Annotated in this window: 16 protein-coding genes; 8 read left to right on the top strand and 8 right to left on the bottom strand. The window is 61.8% G+C overall.

Annotation, left to right across the window (positions count from 1 at the left end):
- Positions 1-15 precede the first annotated feature (15 nt).
- Positions 16-1497 carry an NAD-dependent succinate-semialdehyde dehydrogenase gene (locus tag N2A41_RS22700; protein WP_017966427.1) on the top strand — a complete coding sequence of 494 codons (1482 nt, stop codon included), beginning with the start codon at positions 16-18 and terminating at the stop codon, positions 1495-1497.
- A 58-nt stretch (positions 1498-1555) separates the two neighbouring features.
- On the opposite strand, the gene N2A41_RS22695 is transcribed toward N2A41_RS22700, so the two are convergent.
- Positions 1556-1765 carry a SlyX family protein gene (locus N2A41_RS22695; protein WP_026154379.1) on the bottom strand — a complete coding sequence of 70 codons (210 nt, stop codon included), beginning with the start codon at positions 1763-1765 and terminating at the stop codon, positions 1556-1558.
- Positions 1766-1943: 178 nt separating this feature from the next.
- Here N2A41_RS22695 and uxaC point away from each other — a divergent pair, with 178 nt between their 5' ends.
- Together uxaC and N2A41_RS22685 are read left to right on the top strand one after the other, a co-directional pair.
- Complete coding sequence (gene uxaC / locus N2A41_RS22690) at positions 1944-3359, top strand: glucuronate isomerase (RefSeq protein ID WP_017966425.1); 1416 nt, start codon at positions 1944-1946, stop codon at positions 3357-3359.
- A complete protein-coding gene (locus N2A41_RS22685; RefSeq protein ID WP_260109764.1) occupies positions 3356-4813 on the top strand; it encodes a mannitol dehydrogenase family protein in 1458 nt (485 codons plus the stop codon). The genes uxaC and N2A41_RS22685 overlap by 4 nt, the downstream gene beginning before the upstream one ends.
- Before the next feature lie 334 nt (positions 4814-5147).
- On the opposite strand, the gene N2A41_RS22680 is transcribed toward N2A41_RS22685, so the two are convergent.
- The 7 genes from N2A41_RS22680 to N2A41_RS22650 form a co-directional block, all read right to left on the bottom strand.
- Complete coding sequence (locus N2A41_RS22680; protein ID WP_017966423.1) at positions 5148-7598, bottom strand: GcvT family protein; 2451 nt, start codon at positions 7596-7598, stop codon at positions 5148-5150.
- Entirely contained in the window at positions 7599-8474 is an 876-nt protein-coding gene (locus tag N2A41_RS22675) for a phosphotransferase (RefSeq protein WP_026154378.1), read from the bottom strand. It abuts the gene before it with no gap.
- Between the two features lie 183 nt (positions 8475-8657).
- Positions 8658-9734 carry an ABC transporter ATP-binding protein gene (locus tag N2A41_RS22670; RefSeq protein ID WP_017966421.1) on the bottom strand — a complete coding sequence of 359 codons (1077 nt, stop codon included), beginning with the start codon at positions 9732-9734 and terminating at the stop codon, positions 8658-8660.
- A 31-nt stretch (positions 9735-9765) separates the two neighbouring features.
- On the bottom strand, positions 9766-10863 hold the full coding sequence (locus tag N2A41_RS22665) for a Gfo/Idh/MocA family protein (protein ID WP_020486165.1): 1098 nt from the start codon (positions 10861-10863) through the stop codon (positions 9766-9768).
- Complete coding sequence (locus N2A41_RS22660) at positions 10863-11750, bottom strand: carbohydrate ABC transporter permease (protein ID WP_085991538.1); 888 nt, start codon at positions 11748-11750, stop codon at positions 10863-10865. The genes N2A41_RS22665 and N2A41_RS22660 overlap by 1 nt, the downstream gene beginning before the upstream one ends.
- A complete protein-coding gene (locus N2A41_RS22655; protein ID WP_017966418.1) occupies positions 11743-12702 on the bottom strand; it encodes a carbohydrate ABC transporter permease in 960 nt (319 codons plus the stop codon). Before N2A41_RS22655 ends, N2A41_RS22660 begins: the two co-directional genes overlap by 8 nt.
- Before the next feature lie 6 nt (positions 12703-12708).
- Positions 12709-13995: an ABC transporter substrate-binding protein gene (locus tag N2A41_RS22650; RefSeq protein WP_017966417.1), complete on the bottom strand. Its 1287-nt coding sequence runs from the start codon at positions 13993-13995 to the stop codon at positions 12709-12711.
- Positions 13996-14193: 198 nt separating this feature from the next.
- On the opposite strand from N2A41_RS22650, the gene N2A41_RS22645 reads away from it, so the two are divergent.
- From N2A41_RS22645 to N2A41_RS22625, 5 genes are all read left to right on the top strand, one after another.
- Positions 14194-14871: a TetR/AcrR family transcriptional regulator gene (locus tag N2A41_RS22645; protein ID WP_017966416.1), complete on the top strand. Its 678-nt coding sequence runs from the start codon at positions 14194-14196 to the stop codon at positions 14869-14871.
- Positions 14872-15002: 131 nt separating this feature from the next.
- On the top strand, positions 15003-16151 hold the full coding sequence (locus tag N2A41_RS22640) for a Gfo/Idh/MocA family protein (RefSeq protein ID WP_017966415.1): 1149 nt from the start codon (positions 15003-15005) through the stop codon (positions 16149-16151).
- A gap of 3 nt (positions 16152-16154) precedes the next feature.
- The gene (locus N2A41_RS22635; protein WP_017966414.1) at positions 16155-17318 is read left to right on the top strand and encodes a dihydrodipicolinate synthase family protein; all 1164 of its coding nucleotides are present in this window, start codon (positions 16155-16157) and stop codon (positions 17316-17318) included.
- A gap of 25 nt (positions 17319-17343) precedes the next feature.
- Positions 17344-18168 carry a sugar phosphate isomerase/epimerase family protein gene (locus tag N2A41_RS22630; protein WP_017966413.1) on the top strand — a complete coding sequence of 275 codons (825 nt, stop codon included), beginning with the start codon at positions 17344-17346 and terminating at the stop codon, positions 18166-18168.
- Positions 18169-18319: 151 nt separating this feature from the next.
- Positions 18320-19597, top strand: coding sequence for a Gfo/Idh/MocA family protein (locus N2A41_RS22625; protein WP_026154377.1), 1278 nt, complete (start codon positions 18320-18322; stop codon positions 19595-19597).
- Positions 19598-19603: the final 6 nt, after the last annotated feature.

Genomic DNA, 19603 nt, shown 5'->3' with positions numbered 1-19603 from the left:
CAAGGAGGTTTTGACATGGCTTTCACCACCGCACTGACCAGGCACGTTCCCTTCTCCTCGCCCTTGCTGCGCGCTGCCGGCTATATCGACGGCGCCTGGACATCAGGCGATGCCACGAAAACGTTCGACGTCTCGAACCCGGCAACCGGCGAGCTGCTCGCCTCGCTGCCCGATATGGGTGCGGCCGAGACGCGGGCGGCGATCGATGCGGCCCATGCTGCCCAGCCGGCCTGGGCGGCCCGTCCGGCCAAGGAGCGCAGCGCGATCCTGCGCAAATGGTTCGACCTGATGGTTGCCAATGCCGACGAACTCGCGGCGATCCTGACTGCCGAAATGGGCAAGCCGTTCCCGGAAGCGCGCGGCGAGATCCTTTATGCCGCGGCCTATATCGAATGGTATGCGGAAGAGGCCAAACGCATTTACGGCGAGACGATCCCTGCGCCTTCCCAAGACAAACGGATGATCGTCATCCGGCAGCCGGTCGGCGTCGTCGGCACGATCACGCCGTGGAACTTCCCGGCGGCGATGATCACCCGCAAGATCGCCCCGGCGCTTGCCGTCGGCTGCACCGTGGTGTCGAAGCCAGCCGAACAGACGCCGCTGACGGCGATCGCGCTTGCCGTGCTCGCCGAGCAAGCCGGCATTCCGGCGGGCGTCTTCAACGTCATCGTCGGGCTCGACGGCCCGGCGATCGGCCGCGAGCTCTGCGGCAACGAAAAGGTGCGCAAGATCAGCTTCACCGGCTCGACCGAGGTCGGCCGCATCCTGATGCGGCAGTGCGCCGACCAGATCAAGAAGGTGAGCCTGGAGCTCGGCGGCAATGCGCCCTTCATCGTCTTCGACGATGCCGATCTCGACGCTGCCGTCGAAGGCGCGATCGCCTCCAAATACCGCAATGCCGGCCAGACTTGCGTCTGCGCCAACCGCCTCTACGTCCAGTCGAACGTCTATGACACCTTCGCCGCCAAGCTTGCCGCCAAGGTCGCCGAGATGTCGGTCGGCGACGGCTTCAAGCCGGGTGTCGTGATCGGGCCGCTAATCGACGCGCAAGGCCTTGCCAAGGTGGAAGACCATGTCAGCGACGCGCTTGCCAAGGGCGCCAAGGTGCTGACCGGCGGCAAGCGCATCGACGGCGCCGGCACCTTCTTCACACCGACGGTGCTGACCGGCGTTGCGCGCGGCATGAAAGTGGCGCGCGAGGAGACCTTCGGGCCGGTGGCGCCGCTCTTTCGCTTCGAGACCATCGAGGATGTCATCGCCCAAGCCAATGATACGGAATTCGGCCTCGCCGCCTATTTCTACGCCGGCGACCTGAAGAAGGTCTGGCGGGTTGCGGAAGCGCTGGAGTACGGGATGATCGGCATCAATACCGGCATCATGTCGTCCGAGACCGCGCCTTTCGGCGGCATCAAGCAATCCGGCCTCGGCCGCGAAGGCTCGCGCCACGGCGCCGACGACTATCTGGAAATGAAATATCTCTGCATCGGCGGCGTCTGATCCGCCGTCTTACGGCGCAAGACACCCCAACGGGCACGCGGCATTGCGCCGCGTGTCGTCAATAGTGCGGCGGGCGGGTGATCGCCGGCGCGTCCAGCGACTGCTCCTCCAGCGACAGGAAGCGTTCGGTCAGCCGGTCGAGCTTGGTGCGCATCTGCTCCACGATCTTCCATTGCTCGGCGAGCTGATCGGAAAGCTCTTCGATCGTCTTTGCCTGGTGGGCCAACATTTCTTCCAGCTGGGTGATACGGTTCGTCTCGTCGGACATCGATGCTCCTTTGCCGAAACCGGCAGAACAGATGGTTCTCCCAAAGCGGAAATAGGCCGCCTCGTCAATGCTTTCCATGCCGGCGCGGCCACGCGCAAACTGTACCGTTTGGTTACTAAAAGACCTTGCCGTGCCTGATGTTGTGGGGTAGGCCGTTATCCATCAGGGAGGAATACTGATGGATGCAGGAAACGGCTTTCTTCATCCGGACCGGCTTTTTCCGGCTGATCCGGCAACACGGACCATCGCGCGAGACCTTTACGAGACGGTGCGCAATCTTCCGATCGTCAGCCCGCACGGGCATACCGAACCCTCCTGGTTTGCCGACGACAAGCCCTTCGAAGACGCGGCCTCGCTGCTGGTCATTCCCGATCACTATCTCTTCCGCATGCTGCACAGCGTCGGCGTCACCTTGGACGAGCTCGGCGTGCCGCGGCTCGACGGCAAACCGGTGGCTGAGGGACGGGCGATCTGGCGGACCTTTGCCGCGCACTACCACCTTTTCCGAGGGACGCCATCGAGCCTCTGGGTCGACCACGCCATGTCGGCCGTGCTCGGCTGCACCGAGCCGCTGACGTCAGACAATGCCGATGCGCTGTACGACCATATCAATGCCCAGCTTGCCCTTCCCGAATTCCGCCCGCGGGCGCTGCATCAGCGATTCGGCATCGAAACGATCGCGACAACGGATGGGGCGCTCGACCCGCTGGCGCATCACCAGAAGTTGGCGGCGGACGGCTGGATCGGCAAGGTGCGCACCACCTACAGGCCGGACAGCGTCACCGATCCCGACGCCGTCGGCTTCCGCGACAATCTCATCAAGTTCGGAGAAATCACCGGCACTGAGGTGACGCGCTGGGAGGGCCTGATTGAGGCGCACCGGCGCCGGCGCGCCTATTTCCGCCAATTCGGCGCCACCGCGACCGATCATGGCGTGCCGACAGCCTTTACATCAGATCTGCCGCCTGCGGAAAAACAGGCGCTGCTCGAGAAGGCGCTGAAGGGTCCGCTTTCGCCTGAAGAGGCCGAGCTCTTCCGCGGCCAGATGATGACCGAGATGGCCGGGCTTTCGGCCGAAGACGGCATGGTGATGCAGATCCACGCCGGCTCCAGGCGCAATACCGACCGCGGGCTCTTTGCGACGCGCGGCGCCAATATGGGCGCCGATATCCCGACACGCACGGACTGGGTCGGCGGCCTGAATGCGCTGCTGTCAAAATATGGCCACGCACCGGGTTTGCGTGTGCTGCTCTTCACGCTCGACGAGACGACCTATGCACGCGAGCTGGCGCCGATGGCTGGCCACTGGCCCTGCCTGATGATCGGCCCGCCCTGGTGGTTCTACGACAGCCCGAACGGCATCCGGCGCTATCTCGACCAGGTTGCGGAAACGGCAGGTTTTGCCAATATGGCAGGTTTCAACGACGATACGCGCGCGCTGCTTTCGATCCCGGCCCGGCATGACGTCTGGCGCCGCGAAGTCTGTCGCTTCCTCGCCCAGCTTGCCGCCGAGCACCGGATTTCCAAGCGGGAAGCCGAGATCGTCGCGGGCGAGCTCTCCTATGGCAATGCAAAGAAGGCCTACAAGCTGTGACCGAACGACTGCAGACCCTTTCCGGCCTCGCCCCGACAGCGAAGCTTCCCGCCTATGACCGCGACCAGCTGAAAAGCGGCATCCTGCATCTCGGGCCGGGCGCCTTTTTCCGCGCGCATTTCGCGCCGTTTACGGATGGTGCGCTCGCAGCCGCAGGCGGCGACTGGGGCATCGAGGTAGCAAGCCTGCGAACGCCCGATGTCGCCGACAATCTGAGCGCTCAGAACGGGCTTTATACGACGCTGATCCGCGACAGCTCGGGCACGACGGCTGAGGTGATCGGTTCGATCCTGAAGGCGCATGTGGCGCCGCGCGATCCGGCCGGTCTGCTGGCGCGGCTCGAAGATCCCGCTACCCGCATCGTCAGCATGACGGTGACGGAAAAGGCCTATGGTTTCGATCCGGCAACCGGCGGCCTCGACCTGAAGCACCCCGATATCGTCGCCGATCTCGCCAGCCCGCATGCGCCGCGCGGCGTCATCGGCTACCTCGTGGAAGGCCTTGCGCGCCGCCGGCAGAAGGGGATCGCGCCCTTTACGGCGCTCAGCTGCGACAACCTGCCGAGCAACGGCGCGGTTCTGAAACGCCTCGTGCTTGAATTCACCTCGCGCATTGATCCCGACCTGCATCGCTGGATCGAAGCGAATGTGCCCTTCCCTTCGACGATGGTCGACCGCATCACGCCGGCAAGCACCGAAGCGACCTATGCCGATGCCGAGCGGCTGACGGGCCGCACCGACATGGCGGCGGTCGAGACAGAGCCTTTTACGCAGTGGGTCATCGAAGATCATTTCGCCAATGGCCGGCCGGCCTGGGAAAAGGTCCGCGGCGCGCTGATGGTCGAGGAAGTCTCGGCCTACGAAAAGATGAAGCTGAGGATGCTGAACGGCGCCCATTCGCTGCTCGCCTATCTCGGTTATATCGGCGGCTATGAATTAATCCGCGACGTGATGGACGATGCAGCCCTGGCAGCACTTGCCTACCGCCACATGCATGCGGCCGCGCGTACGCTCGATCCGGTGCCGGGCATCGACCTCGATGACTATGCCAGCGAATTGATAGCGCGCTTTGCAAACAAGGCGATCGCACATCGCACCTATCAGATCGCCATGGACGGCACGCAGAAACTGCCGCAGCGGCTGCTGGAACCGGCAGCCGAGGCACTGGCGCATGGCGACAAGGCGGAGACCTATGCGATCGCCGTTGCGGCATGGATGCGCTATGCGATCGGCGAGCACGGCAATGGTGAGCGTTATGAACTGCGCGATCCCCGTGCTGGCGAAATCGCCGCTCTCATCGCCGATGTCCCGCGCACCGGCCTGGCGATTTCGGCCGCTCTTTTCACCCTTCCGGGACTCTTCCCGGCAGCTTTGACAGGAAATCGGGCGTGGACGCAGGATGTCTCAGACAAGCTGGAGATCCTGATCCAGGACGACCGGCTGCCGCTGTTTTGAGACTTGGAGTCTCTGGCGCAGGCTCTATCTCTTCCTCATCCTGTCCTCTTCCTCGGGCACGCTTTGCTCTGACTAAGGAGAGATTGCAAGGCGCGTCTTACACGTCTCTTCTCCCCCGCGGGGAGAAGGTGCCGGCAGGCGGTTGAGGGGGTGAGCGGCAAAGCCGCGAATGCGCCGAGCGCAAGCGAAGGGCAAGCGAAGGGCAATGAATGGCGTTCCGTGTGGCCCCCTCATCCGACCCTTCGGGCCACCTTCTCCCCACTGGGGAGAAGAGGGAGCCAAGCCGCGGCCGTCCCGCTTTGACGCTGAGGTTCGGCAAAACCAAATCGCATGCTCAGGCTTTCACCCGCTCCATATCCGGATCGTAGAGCGGCGACAGCGATACCTTGCAGGGGATGCGCTCCCGCGCGACGTCAAGCTCATAGGTGCCGGAGAGGACGAAATCCTCGGTGACGCCGTCGGGATTGCGGACGTAGCCGTAGCCGATCGGTTTGCCCAGCGTGTAGCCGAAGCCGCCGCTCGACAGCCAGCCGACGCGCTTGCCGTCGCGATAGATCGTTTCACGGCCGAGCAGCACGGCATCCGCGTCCTCCGGAATGAAGCAGGCGAGGCGCTTCTTCACGCCGCCCGCAAGCTGCCGTTCGACCGCCTCACGGCCGCGGAAGGGAATATTCCTCCGCATCTTCACCGCCCAGCCGAGACCGGCTTCAACAGGCGTATGGTCGGGACCGATATCCGAGCCCCAGGCGCGATAACCCTTTTCCAGGCGGCAGCTCTCAATGGCGCGGTAGCCGGCATTGATGAGGCCGAGTTCACCGCCAGCGGCCATCAGCACGTCATAGACCGTGGTCGCATATTCAATGGGAATATGGAGTTCGTAGCCAAGCTCGCCGACATAGGTGATGCGCAGCGCCCGCACGGGGCAGCCTGCAATGCCGATAGTCCTGACCTTGCCGAAGGGGAAGGCTGCATTCGAGACGTCGCTGCCCGTCACCTTTTCCAGCACGGCGCGGGAATTCGGTCCCATCAGCGACAGCACGGAATAGGCGGATGTGACGTCGACCAACTCGGCATGCATGTCCGCCGGGATATTGCGTGCGATCCAGTCGAAGTCATGGGTGGCGAAACCGGTACCGGTGACGATGTAATATTCATTCTCGGCGATGCGGGCGACCGTCACGTCGCACTCGATGCCGCCCTTGTCGTTCAGCATCTGCGTGTAGACAAGCGATCCCACAGGCCTTGCGACATCGTTGGAAGCGATCCAGGACAAGGCCGCCTCGGCATCCCTGCCCTTCAGCACGAATTTGGCAAAGGAGGTCTGGTCGAAGATGACGGCCGCTTCGCGCACCGCCTTGTGCTCGCGGCCGACGGCGTCGAACCAGTTCTGCCTGGCATAGCTGTAGATATCCTTCGGCTCCTCGTTGGCGAAGAGATCGGCAAACCAGTTCGGCCGCTCCCAGCCGAGCTTTTCGCCGAAACAGGCACCCTGCGCCTTCAGCCGGTCATAGAGCGGCGATTTGCGGCAGGGGCGGCCGCTCGAATGTTCCTCGAACGGCCAGGCCATGGTGTAATGTTTGCCGTAGGCTTCGAGCGTGCGTGTCCGCACCCAGTCGGTATCGAAATGCGGACGGCCGAAACGGCGAATATCGACTGGCCAGAGATCATAGGGCGGTTCGCCCTTCGTCACCCATTCGGCAAGCGCCATGCCGGCGCCGCCGGCCGAAGCGATGCCGAAAGCGTTGAAACCGGCGCCGACGAAGAAATTCTTCAGCTCCGGCGCTTCGCCGAGAATGAAGTTGCCATCCGGCGTGAAGCTTTCCGGGCCGTTCAGCAGCTGCTTGACGCCGACATTCTCCAGCGCCGGAACGCGGCCGAGCGCCTGTTCCATGATCTGCTCGAAATGGTCGAAATTGCTGTCGAGCAGCGTGTAATGGAAACCTTCGGGGATGCCGTTTGCCGCCCAGGGAATGGGGTTCGGCTCGTAGCCGCCCATGACGATGCCGCCCACCTCCTCCTTGTAGTAGGTCAGGCGATCTGGATCGCGCAGCGTCGGCAGGTTGGAGGGCACGCCGAAGGATTCGGTGATGATGTATTGATGCTCGACGGAGACCAGCGGCACGTTGACGCCGAAGCGGGCCGCAAAGGCGCGCGTCCATTGGCCGGCGCAGACGACGACGCGCTCGCATTCGATGCGCCCTTGCGCGGTGATGACCGCACGAATCCTCCCCTTGTCGATTTCGAGGTCGAGGACTTCGATATCCTCGAAGATCGAAACGCCCGACATGCGGGCGCCCTTTGCCAGCGCCTGGGTGATGTCGGAGGGATTGGCCTGACCGTCGGTCGGAAGGAAGGCGGCGCCGACGAGATCGTCCACAGTCATCAGCGGCCAGAGATCGAAGGCTTCCTGCGGTGTCAGCAACTGCATTTCGAGGCCGAAGGACTGGGCGGTGGTCGCCTGGCGCCTGACCTCGGTCCAGCGTTCCTCGTTGCAGGCAAGACGCAGGCCGCCATTCATCTTCCAGCCGGTGCCGAGACCCGTTTCCGCCTCCAGCCGCTTGTAGAGATCGACGGAATAGCCGAGAAGCTGGGTGATATTGGCGCTGGTGCGCAACTGGCCGACAAGGCCGGCGGCGTGGAAAGTGGTGCCCGAGGTAAGCTTCTTGCGCTCCAGCAGCACGGTATCGGTCCAGCCGAGCTTGCCGAGATGATAGGCCGTCGAGCAGCCGATAATGCCGCCGCCGATGACCACGGCTTTCGCCGTCTTCGGTAATTCCTTCGTCATTTATTGGTCCTGTTCAAAGGCTTGATAGGCGCGCTCGAAGCGCGCCAGATTTTCGGCTGTGTAGCCGGCATAATCGAAATCGATGCTGGAATGAATTTCCGAAATCATGCTCCAGAGCGTCTCGCGCAGCAGCGAGGCGCATTTCATTGCGGCATATCGCCTGCTGAGATCATCGGTCAGCGGCCGGTCGAAATAGGTCTCCAGCATCGTGCGCTCGACCGCTTCCGGGAGCTCGTTGTTGGAGGCCAATCCGCCAAGATCGAAAAGCGGCGTGTTGAAACCGGCATAGTCCCAGTCGATCAGCCAGAGCCGCTTGCCGTCATCGAGAAAGTTGGCGGCCAGCAGGTCGTTGTGGCCGAAGGCGATCTCGAAAGGCCCTGCCGCTTCTTCCAGCGTCTCAGCCCTGCCGACGAGCCCCGGCAGCAGAGGAAGATAGCTGCTCTGCGACGCCTTAAGATTGGCAGCGTAATCCCGGATAACGTGAAAGACCCAGAAGATCATCGCCTGGCCGCGGAAATGCCGGGCGATGTCGCGATGGCAGGCGCGCACCAGGGGCAAGACCCGGGCGAGCATATCAGGCGTCCTGATATCCTCCGGCGAAAGCGCCCGCGCCTCGATATAGTCGAGCACCAGGACGCCCGGCGAATGGTGGATGACGGCAGGCGATATGCCGGCGGCATGGGCGGCACGGCTTGCGGCAAGCTCGTTCTGCCGGCTGATGTGATGGATCGGAATATCGGTGCCGAGCCTGACCACGCAGCGCGCGACGGCATCGCTGACCAGATAATTTCTGTTGGTGATGCCGCCTGCTATCGGCGAGATTGCGATCGGGCCTTGCCAGATGCCAAGCGCATGAATCCTATCTTCAGGCGTCATGCTTGATCCCCCAGAGCATGATGCCGAAAAGTGTGAGCGGTTTTCGGACGACATCATGCTCTAACTATATAATGTAGAACAGGATTCAGATTTTAGGCCGACCCGGCCTAAAATCATCCTGTTCTAGCGGCCCCTCCGGAAATGATGGGCCAGAGGAGGATCTGATGTCAAGCGGCGCCGCGCTTAGATCGTCTTGCCGGCCGCGTCGAAGACGTGGCAGCGGGCCGGGTCGAAGGACGCCTTCACATTGGCGCCGCGCTCGACCTTCTGCTGGCCGTCGAGCGCAACGGTCAGGAGCTGGTTATCCGGCGTCGTGGTGTAGAGCATGGTGGCGCCGCCGAGATTTTCGACGAGATCGACGTTGATGGTCGAGAGCGTGATTGCGCCTTCGGCCAGGGAAAGATGCTCGGGACGGATGCCGAAGGTGACGTCCTCTCCCGCCTTGCCTTTCAGCCGGCGCGGCAGGCGGACGGAATTGCCGCAGACATGGATGCTGGTTTCGGCCTCGCCGACCTGCTCGATGCGGGCCTTCAAAAAATTCATCTTCGGGCTGCCGATGAAACCGGCGACGAAGCGGTTGGCCGGGTTGTTGTAGAGATCAAGCGGCGCGCCGACCTGCTCGATACGGCCGGAATTCAACACCACGATCTTGTCCGCCATCGTCATGGCTTCGACCTGGTCATGGGTGACATAGATCATCGTATTGCCGAGGCTGCGGTGCAGGCGGGAGATCTCGACGCGCATCTGCACGCGCAATTCGGCATCGAGATTCGACAACGGCTCGTCGAACAGGAAGATCCGCGGCTCGCGCACGATGGCACGGCCGATCGCGACACGCTGGCGCTGGCCGCCGGAGAGTGCCTTCGGCTTGCGCTCCAAGAGCTTCTCGATCTGCAATATCTCGGCGGCGCGCTTCACCTTTGGCTGGATATCTGCCTTCTTGTAACCTGCCGTCTCCAGGCCGAAGGCGAGGTTCTTGTAGACCGACATATGGGGATAGAGCGCATAGGACTGGAAAACCATGGCGATGCCGCGCTTGGCAGGCGCCACCTCGTTCATGCGCTCGTTGTCGAGCAGCAGCCCGCCGCCGGTGATCTCCTCGAGACCGGCGATCATGCGCAGCAGGGTCGATTTTCCGCAGCCCGAGGGGCCGACAAAAACGACGAATTCGCCGGGATCGATCGTCAGGTCGATGCCATGGATCACATCCAGCGAGCCGTAGCGCTTCTCGACCTTCTGAAGAACGACACTGGTTGCCATCTTCTCAAACCCTCTCTTTTTATTTTGTCGGTTACTTCGTTTTTGCGCGCCAATCGGCGTATTTCGGGCTGTCGGGACCGACCGGCAGCGGCACGTCGGCGCCGCTATCGGAAGACTGGTAGATGGCGGTGACGAGTTCCAGCGCGCGGCGGGCGTCCCGGCTCGTTACCGGCAGCGGCGCATGGCCGCTGAGGAAAGCGTGGAACTGGCCCATCTGCGTGGTGAAACGCGGCGCGACCGGCTGCCAGTCGCCAACCACCCTGTCGATCTGCTCCTGCACGTCGTCATTCGCAGCGATGATCTTCCAGGGGTCCTTGCCGGGGGTATAGGGCTCGTGGCTGCTTTCGAAAGTGACATTCTCGAAGTGCAGCCTGAGCCGGCTAATCTGTTCCTGCGAACCAAGCGTGCAGGACAGCGAGACAAAGGCGCCGCTTTCCATCAGCAGGCTGGCGGAGGCACAATCCTCGACCTCGATATCGTTGACGCGGGTGGCGACACGGCCGAAGACCCTTGCCGCCGGACCCATCAGATGCATCAGCATGTCGTGCAGATGCAGCGCATGAGTGACGAGCACGCCGCCAAGTTCCGTCGCCCATTTGCCGCGCCAGGGCACGGCGTAATATTCGGGCTTGCGCAGCCAGAAGGTTTCGACCGAAGCGGTATAGGGCTTGCCGGCAATACCGGCGTCGATGATCCGTTTGGCCTTCTGGATGCCGTCGCCGTAACGATATTGGAAGATCGGCATCAGCACGCCTTTGGCGGTCTTTTCCGCTTCCATGATGGCATCGACAGCGGCAAGCGAGCCGGTCAGCGGCTTTTCGCAGACGACATGTTTACCGGCGGCAAGGGCTGCGACCACTTGTTCCAAATGGATGCCGGGAGGGGTGCAGATATCGATGATGTCGATCGCGTCGTCGGCCAACAGCTCCGCAAAGGAAGTGGTGCGCCGTTCGATGCCGAACTCGTCGCCAACCGCCGCCATGCGCAGCTCGTTCAGGTCGCAGATCGCCACGACCTTGAACTTGTCGGAATGCGGCAAGTAGCCTTCGACGATGTGGGAGCGGCCGATACCGCAGCCGACGATCGCAACCGTCCTGATGCTCATGTCGCTCTTTCCCGTTATCGCCATCAACGCTTCATGCCCGTCGTGGCGATGCCCTCGATCAGCAGGCGCTGGAAGAACAGGAAGAAGAAGAACACCGGCACGAGCGTCAGGGTCGACATGGCGAACAAACCGCCCCAATCCGATGCACTGGTGGAATCCACGAAAGTGCGCAGGCCGAGCTGGATCGTATAGGTGTTCATGTCGTTCAGATAAATCAGCGGGCCGAAGAAATCGTCCCAGGTCCAGATAAAGGAGAAGATCGCGGCCGTTGCCAGCACCGGCAGCGACAGCGGCAGCATGATCTTCCAGTAGATGCGCCAAGCGCTGCAGCCATCCATCATCGCGGCCTCATCGAGTTCGCGCGGGATACCGCGGAAGAACTGCACCATGAGGAAGATGAAGAAGGCATCGCTAGCCAGGAACTTCGGCACAACCAGCGGCAGGATGGTGTTCACCCAGCCGAGGTTGAGGAAAAGCACATATTGCGGGATCAGCGTCACATGGTAGGGGATCATCAGCGTGCCGAGCATGATCGCGAACCAGAAGTTCCGGCCGGCAAAACGCAGCCGCGCAAAGGCGAAGGCCGTCAGCGAACAGGCGATGACATTGCCCGTCACCACCAGCAGCGAGATGACCAGCGAATTCCAGAAAAACCGACCAAAGCTGACATCAAGGCCGACCCAACCGCGCGCATAGGAGGAGAAATCGATCGACGACGGGATGAGCGAGGTCGACGAGAAGATCTCGTTTTCCGGCCTGACCGACGCCGAAACCATCCACAACAGCGGATAGAGCATCAAAAGTGAAGCGGCGATCAGCAGGGCGTGGACGATGAGCGACGCCGGCAGGCTGCGTTTGGTGATGTCGGATGGCGGCCTGGCCGCAGTGACGGAAGCGGTCATCTCAGTCATCGTAGTGCACCCAATAACGCGAGGTCAGGAAGGAGAAGGCGGTGAAGATCGCGATGATCAACACCAGGATCCAGGCGAGCGCCGAGGCATAGCCCATGCGGAAATTGCCGAAGGCTTCCTGATAGAGGTAGAGCGTGTAGAACAGCGTCGAGTTGATCGGACCGCCGGTGCCGCCTGAGATGATGAAGGCCGGCGTAAAGGCCTTGAACGCATCAATCGTCTGGACGACGGCATTGAAAAAGATCACCGGCGTCAGAAGTGGCAGGGTGATCTTGTAGAATTGCCGGAATTTCGAGGCGCCGTCGAGGCTTGCCGCCTCATACATATCCTGCGGGATCTGGCGCAGGCCGGCCAGGAAAATAATCATCGGCGAGCCGAACTGCCAGACGGACAGAGCCACCAGCGTGTAGATCGAATAGTTCGGATGCGAGATCCAGCTCGGACCTTCGATGCCGAAATGCGAGAGCGCGGCATTGACCAGGCCATCGCTGGCGAAAAGCTGACGCCAGAGCACGGCGATCGCCACGCTGCCGCCCAGGAGTGACGGCAGATAGAAGATGGCACGATAGATCGACAGCCCGCGCAGGCCGCGGTTCAGCGCCATGGCGACCAGCAAGGCGAAGGTCAGCTTGAACGGCACCGAGAAGACGACATAGGTCAGGGTGACATGCATGGCAGCCGAGAATTTCGGATCCGCCGTGGCGATGCGCACGTAATTCGCCATTCCCACCCACCGCGGCGACTGAAGCATGTCGAAGTCGGTGAAGGAGAGGTAGAGCGAAATCAGGGCCGGCCCGAGCGTCAGCCCGAAAAAGCCGATGAGCCATGGAAGAAGGAAGAGATAACCGGGAGCATTGGCATTCCAGAGACGCCTGAAGCGTCCTTCGGCCACGGCCCCCTGATATCTTTCCACATTTATGGCCCCTGCGGGCGTGCGCATCGCATTGCTCATACGGGATCAGCCTCGTGCGAGAATCTGCGTGATTTCAGCGACAAGCTGTTTGCCGCCGTCTGAGGGAGACAGCTGTCCAAAGCCGACCTGTTCGGCGATGTTGCGTAACATCAGCTCACCTTCACCGGCGCCGGCCGGCGGCGGCGGCGGCAATTTGCCGGCGAGATCGCCAAGGCCACTGACATAGGCCAGCGCAACCTTGCCGTTCTCATCAAGCTTCGCCGCCACGACTTCGCGCATGGCCTTCGATTCCGGAATTCCGCGTTCGACATCCAGAAGCAGCGCTGCCTCGGGGTTCTTGACGAAGAAATTGACGTAGTCCACGGCCAGGTCCACGGATTTCGACTGGGCGGAGACCGAGAAGAACATCGAAGGCTTGCGATAATGGCCGCCCTTCGAATCCGCCTTGACGCGCATGTAGTTGGTCAGCGCCAGCTTGTCCTTGTTCATTGCCTGATAGGCGACGAATTGGTTGGAATGGGCAAAACCGGCGGCCGACTTGCCGAGCGAAACCGTGTTGGTGTCGATATCGTTCTTGTCGAGGGCCTGGACATCGGCAGGAACGCAGGCGCCCGCCGCACGGAACTTGGCCCACATGTCGTACCATTCGGAGGCATCGTCCACGTCGAAGGCGATCTTGCCGTCGGCGGTATAAAGCGCCTTGCCGCGCTGACGCAGCCAGTTTTCGAACAGCGGTTCGCCGCCGCTGCCGTCGGCCATGCCGAACATGCCCTTGCGTTTGCCTGCCTTGGTGATCTCCGTCCCCATGCGGGCGAATTCTTCCCAAGTGGTCGCCTGGGTCGGCAGATCGACGCCGGCTTCCTTGAAGGCGGTGGTGTTCAGGACCGTGGCGGCCGAATTCGCCCCAAGGCTGACGCCGTAGAGATGGCCGTCGACGCTGCCGCCTTCGATCTGCGCCTTGTCGAAATCGTCGAGGTTCAGCTTGGCCGGCATATAGGATTCGAGTGGGGCGAGCGCGCCGCGCCGCGCATACTGGACAATATAGCGATAGTCCATCTGGATGACATCGGGCGCGTTGCGGCCAGCGACCTGGGTCGCAAGGCGCGGCCAGTAGTCGCCCCAGCCGAGGAATTCGCCGGTGATCGACGTGCCCGGATTTTTCGTCTGATAAAGCTGCGATACCTTGTTGGTTCGGTCGGCGCGCGGCTGCGAACCCCACCACAGGAGACGCAGGCGCTTTTCCTGTGCCAAAGCGCTGGTTCCCAGCGCTGAGAGTGAGAGAAGCGTGGCGCCTCCCGCGACGAAATTGCGTCTGCTTACACGGAATGTCATTTCTTTCCTCCTCTAAAGGGAAGCGCCTCCACACGCTTCCGAACCTAGTTACCCTTGCATAAATAACTAATTGGTTACAAGCTACGGGCAAAGCGGCGCACGTGTCAAGCGGTGTCGCTCGCAGGCCCTTCAAATTCGGTTTTTACAATTTCGCACCGAAGGCTTATGAGCGCAACATGTGAAGACGGAGGTGGAGAGATGAACGACAGCGGGGAGAATGGGGGAAAGAAAAGGTCTCGACGCCCATCGGCAGAACGGACGACCCAACGCGATCCGGAACGGACACGCGCTGCTATCCTTGATGCCGCAACTCGGGAATTTGCCGAAAACGGCATAGGTGGAGCTCGCGTCGATGCGATCGCCGAGCGCGCCGGCACCAATAAGCGCATGCTCTATCATTATTTCGGCGACAAGGAGCAGCTCTACCTCAGAGTGCTCGAGGAAGCCTATGTCAGCATCCGCACCGCAGAGCGCGCGCTGCATATCGGCGACCGCAGCCCCGAGGAAGGCATCGGCGAATTGGCACTCTTCACCTGGCGTTATTTTCTCCAGCATCCGGAATTCCTCAGCCTGCTCGGCACGGAAAATCTGCATCGGGCCCGCTGGCTACGCCAGTCCGTCCGGCTCAAGGAATTGCATTCGCATCTGATCGGCGAGCTTTCGGACGTGCTCAAGCAAGGAAAGAAGCAGGGCGTCTTCATCGAGACCGCCGATCCCCTGCATGTCTACCTGACGATCGCCTCGCTCGGTTATTTCTACCTCTCCAACCAATACACGCTGTCGACGATCTTCGGCCGCGACCTGATCGAGCCGACCCATCTCAACGCCTGGGAAAGACATATCGTCCACGTCACGCTCGCCTCGATCAAGCGCTGAATTTCTAAAATCGGATTTGACTATTGACAGCCACGTCGCTCTTCTGCCATCAAGTAACTGTTTAGTTACCGGCTTGGGAGGGTCGGGCCAGGACGCCCGCTCCCGCCGCAAAAATCTGCTGGGAGGAAAACATGGCACGCTTGGGGATCATCTTGCACGGCGTCACCGGCCGCATGGGTTACAATCAACATCTGGTGCGTTCTATCCTCGCCTTCCGCGACCAGGGCGGCATCATGCTGAAATCGGGCGAGAAACTCGAGATCGACCCGATCATTATCGGCCGCAACGGCGCCAAGATGGAAGAGCTGGCGAAGAAGCATGGCATCAAGCGCTGGTCGACCGATCTCGATGCCGCTCTCACCAATCCCGACGACACGATCTTCTTCGACGCCGGCACGACGCTGATGCGGGCCGAGCTGCTGTCCAAGGCGCTCGATGCCGGCAAACATGTCTATTGCGAAAAGCCGATTTCCGACGATCTGCAGGTGGCGCTCGACCTTGCTCGCAAGGCGCGCCGCTCCGGCCTCAAGCACGGCGTCGTGCAGGACAAACTCTTCCTGCCCGGCCTGCGCAAGCTGGCCCTACTCAAGGATTCCGGCTTTTTCGGCAAGATCCTCTCGGTGCGCGGCGAATTCGGCTACTGGGTTTTCGAAGGCGATTGGGGCGTGCCCGCCCAGCGCCCCTCCTGGAACTACCGCAAGGGCGACGGCGGCGGCATCATCCTCGATATGCTCTGCCACTGGCGCTACGTGCTCGATAATCTGTTCGGCGAAGTCAAAGCCGTATCCTGCCTCGGCGCTACGCATATTCCGCGCCGCATTGACGAGCAGGGCAAGCCTTATGAGTGCGACACGGACGATGCGGCCTATGCGACCTTCGAGCTCGAAGGCGGTGCGATCGCGCAGATCAATTCCTCCTGGGCCGTTCGCGTCCGCCGCGACGACCTCGTCACATTCCAGGTCGACGGCACACATGGTTCAGCCGTCGCCGGCCTGACGAAATGCTGGAGCCAGCACCGCGTCAACACGCCGAAGCCGGTGTGGAATCCAGACCAGCCGCAAACGATCGACTTCTACAAGACCTGGGACGAGGTTCCCGACACACAGGCCTTCGACAACGGCTTCAAGGCGCAGTGGGAAATGTTCATCCGCCATGTCGTCGAAGATGCGCCGTGGCCCTATGGCCTGGAAGCTGGTGCCAAGGGCGTGCAGCTTGCCGAACTCGGCTTGAAATCCTGGGCCGAGCGCCGCTGGCTCGATGTTCCCGCACTGGAGTTCTGAGCCGTGACGACGATCAATCTCCCTCTCGACGGCAAGATCGCCCCCTACACGCTGACGGGCACGCCGATCGCGCTCGTCAAGCGCGACTCCAAGGCCTTTCCGCGCATCGCCTTTGCCGCCGCCCATGTGGTCGCCGATCCGCTCGCCGACAATGATCCGTGGCTGACGCCGGCGATCGATTGGGAGCGAACACTTGCCTTTCGCCATCGGCTCTGGGATCTCGGCCTCGGCGTTGCCGAAGCGATGGATACGGCGCAGCGCGGCATGGGCCTCGGCTGGCCGGAAGCGCGCGACCTCATCCGCCGGGCGCTCGGTGAGGCGGCCGGCCGAAAGGACGCGCTGATCGCCTGCGGCGCCGGCACCGACCATCTGCCGCCGGGACCTGATGTCACTATCGACACGATCCTCAGGGCCTATGAGGAGCAGATCGAAACGGTGGAGGCGGCCGGTGGTCGCATCATCCTGATGGCGAGCCGGGCGCTTGCCGCCGCCGCCAAAGGGCCGGACGACTATGTAAGCGTCTATGACCGCATTCTCCGCCAGGTCAAGGAACCTGTCATCATCCATTGGCTCGGCGAAATGTTCGATCCGGCGCTTCAGGGTTATTGGGGCAATGGTGATCATATCGAAGCCATGTCCACCTGCCTCGAGGTGATCGAGGCGCATGCCGACAAGGTCGACGGCATCAAGATCTCGCTGCTCTCCAAGGAAAAGGAAGTGGCGATGCGCCGCCGGCTGCCGAAAGGCGTGCGCATGTATACCGGCGACGATTTCAACTATGCGGAACTGATCGCCGGCGACGAAGAGGGCCATTCCGACGCGCTGCTCGGCATTTTCGACGCCATCGCGCCGGCTGCCTCGGCAGCCCTCGAGGCGCTCGGCCGCAAGAGCAGTCATGAATTCTTCGACCTGCTGGAGCCGACGGTGCCGCTGTCGCGCCACATCTTCAAGGCGCCGACCCGCTTCTACAAGACCGGCGTCGTCTTCCTCGCCTATCTCAACGGCCTGCAGGACCATTTCGTCATGGTCGGCGGCCAGCAGAGCACGCGCTCGCTGACGCATCTGGCCGAACTCTTCCGCCTGGCCGACAAGGCACGGGTTCTGGCCGATCCCGAACTGGCCGCAAGCCGGATGCAGAAGGTGCTCGCCGTCCACGGCGTCAACTGAAGCCACCGGATGGGAGGAGAATGACATGCAGGTCGAAGGACTTTCGATCAATCTGGCGACGATCCGCGAACAATGCGGATTTGCAGAAGCCGTGGACATCTGCTTGAAACACGGCATCACCGCGATCGCGCCGTGGCGCGACCAGGTCGCCAAGGCCGGTCTCGACGAGGCGGTGCGTATCGTCAAATCGAATGGCATTAAGCTGACCGGGCTTTGCCGCGGCGGCTTCTTCCCGGCGGCAAACGATGCCGACTGGCAGAGAAACCTCGACGACAACAGGCGTGCGATCGACGAGGCGGCGGCATTTTCAGCCGATTGCCTCGTGCTGGTCGTCGGCGGCCTGCCGGGCGCGTCGAAGGACATCGTCGCTGCGCGCCAGATGGTGTCCGACGGCATTGCCGCGGTGCTGCGGCATGCGCAGGCTGCCGGCGTGAAGCTTGCCATCGAACCGTTGCATCCGATGTATGCCGCGGACCGTGCCTGCGTGAATACACTCGGTCAGGCGCTCGACATGTGCGAGCAGCTCGGCGAGGATGTCGGCGTGGCGATCGATGTCTACCATGTCTGGTGGGACCCCGATCTTGCCAACCAGATTGCCCGCGCCGGCCGCCTGAAACGCATCTTTGCCCATCACATCTGCGACTGGCTGGTGCCGACAACGGACATGCTGCTCGACCGCGGCATGATGGGCGATGGCGTGATCGACCTCAAAGGCATAAGGCGAATGGTGGAGACCGCTGGGTTCTTCGGCGCGCAGGAGGTGGAGATCTTTTCGGCCGAGAACTGGTGGAAACGCCCGGCCGAGGAAGTGATCGCCACCTGCGTCGAGCGCTTCAGGAGCTGCTGCTAAGGCATGTCGCGCAAAAGTGTACAGCGGTTTTGGACCATGACATGCGAAAATCAAAAACCTAGAGCGCTGGCCAAGCGAATCTGAAAGATCGCGACGCGCTTTAGGCCTGATTTCAGTATTTGTTTCATCACGCATGCAGGAGGATCATTCGATGGAGAAACGCCGTTTTGCCCTGATCGGGACGGGAAACCGCGGCACCACCATGTGGGGCAAGGATCTGCTTGCCGGCTGGCGCGAGCATGTCGAGCTGACCGCGATCGTCGAGAAGAATTCGCTGCGTGGCGAACGCGCCCGCAACATGATCGGCAGCAATGCGCCGCTCTACGAAAACATCGATTCGATGCTTACCGAGCAGAAACCGGATCTGGTCATCGTCTGTACGCCCGATCATACGCATGACGATATCGTCGTACGGGCGCTGGAGTCCGGTATCGACGTCATTACCGAAAAGCCAATGACGACCTCGGTCGAGAAGATTCGCCGGATTCTGGATGCCGAAAAGCGCACTGGTCGCCGGGTCGACGTGTCCTTCAACTATCGCTATGCGCCGACGGCGGCGAAGATCAAGGAATTGCTGAATGCCGGCGAGATCGGCCGGGTCACGTCAGTCGATTTTCATTGGTATCTGAACACCAAACACGGCGCCGATTATTTCCGCCGCTGGCATGCCTATACGGAGAATTCCGGCAGCCTGTTCGTCCACAAAGCGACGCATCATTTCGATCTGCTGAACTGGTACCTCGACAGCGATCCCGATGCCGTCACCTCCTTCGCCGACCTGCAGAATTATGGCAGCAGGGGCCCGTTCCGCGGCCCGCGCTGCAAGCTCTGTCCGCACGCACATGAATGCGACTACTACCTCGATCTCGAGGCCGATCCTTTCCTCGATTCGCTCTACGAGGATCCCTCGAAGATCGACGGCTACTTCCGAGACGGCTGCGTCTTCCGCGAGGACATCGACATTCCCGACACGATGGTGGTGTCGCTGCGTTACCGCAACAATGTCCATGTCTCCTATTCGCTGAACACCTTCCAGCCGATCGAAGGCCATCACCTTGCCTTCAACGGCACCAAAGGGCGCATCGAGCTTCGCCAATACGAGGCCCAGCCCTGGGAAGAGCCGAAGCAGGACACGATCCTCCTCATCCGCAATTTCCCTGATGGTAAGGAGGCTGTGGAGCGCATCGTCGTTCCGCATTTCACCGGCGGCCATTACGGCGGCGACGATCGGATGCGCAACATGATCTTCAAGCCCGATTCGGAAGACAGGCTCGCCCAACGCGCCGGCACGCGGGCGGGTGCCATGTCGGTGCTTTGCGGTATTGCCGCGCTGGAGAGCTCGCGCACCGGAAAGGTGGTCAATATTGCCGATCTCATGCCTGAACTTGCCAATGACGGTTCGCCAAATTCGCTGAGGACGTCGCGCTGATACCCT

This window comes from Rhizobium sp. SRDI969 (genome assembly GCF_025152725.1).
Taxonomy (GTDB): Bacteria; Pseudomonadota; Alphaproteobacteria; order Rhizobiales; family Rhizobiaceae; genus Rhizobium; species Rhizobium leguminosarum_I.
This window is presented reverse-complemented; position numbering and strand designations above follow the sequence as displayed.

What these genes read in the sequence shown, in the direction of transcription:
- N2A41_RS22700 (WP_017966427.1), top strand. Translation starts at nt 16, where the DNA reads ATGGCTTTCACCACCGCACTGACCAGGCACGTTCCCTTCTCCTCGCCC.
- N2A41_RS22695 (WP_026154379.1), bottom strand. Translation starts at nt 1,765, where the DNA reads ATGTCCGACGAGACGAACCGTATCACCCAGCTGGAAGAAATGTTGGCC.
- uxaC (WP_017966425.1), top strand. Translation starts at nt 1,944, where the DNA reads ATGGATGCAGGAAACGGCTTTCTTCATCCGGACCGGCTTTTTCCGGCT.
- N2A41_RS22680 (WP_017966423.1), bottom strand. Translation starts at nt 7,598, where the DNA reads ATGACGAAGGAATTACCGAAGACGGCGAAAGCCGTGGTCATCGGCGGC.
- N2A41_RS22675 (WP_026154378.1), bottom strand. Translation starts at nt 8,474, where the DNA reads ATGACGCCTGAAGATAGGATTCATGCGCTTGGCATCTGGCAAGGCCCG.
- N2A41_RS22670 (WP_017966421.1), bottom strand. Translation starts at nt 9,734, where the DNA reads ATGGCAACCAGTGTCGTTCTTCAGAAGGTCGAGAAGCGCTACGGCTCG.
- N2A41_RS22665 (WP_020486165.1), bottom strand. Translation starts at nt 10,863, where the DNA reads ATGGCGATAACGGGAAAGAGCGACATGAGCATCAGGACGGTTGCGATC.
- N2A41_RS22660 (WP_085991538.1), bottom strand. Translation starts at nt 11,750, where the DNA reads ATGACTGAGATGACCGCTTCCGTCACTGCGGCCAGGCCGCCATCCGAC.
- N2A41_RS22655 (WP_017966418.1), bottom strand. Translation starts at nt 12,702, where the DNA reads ATGAGCAATGCGATGCGCACGCCCGCAGGGGCCATAAATGTGGAAAGA.
- N2A41_RS22650 (WP_017966417.1), bottom strand. Translation starts at nt 13,995, where the DNA reads ATGACATTCCGTGTAAGCAGACGCAATTTCGTCGCGGGAGGCGCCACG.
- N2A41_RS22645 (WP_017966416.1), top strand. Translation starts at nt 14,194, where the DNA reads ATGAACGACAGCGGGGAGAATGGGGGAAAGAAAAGGTCTCGACGCCCA.
- N2A41_RS22640 (WP_017966415.1), top strand. Translation starts at nt 15,003, where the DNA reads ATGGCACGCTTGGGGATCATCTTGCACGGCGTCACCGGCCGCATGGGT.
- N2A41_RS22630 (WP_017966413.1), top strand. Translation starts at nt 17,344, where the DNA reads ATGCAGGTCGAAGGACTTTCGATCAATCTGGCGACGATCCGCGAACAA.
- N2A41_RS22625 (WP_026154377.1), top strand. Translation starts at nt 18,320, where the DNA reads ATGGAGAAACGCCGTTTTGCCCTGATCGGGACGGGAAACCGCGGCACC.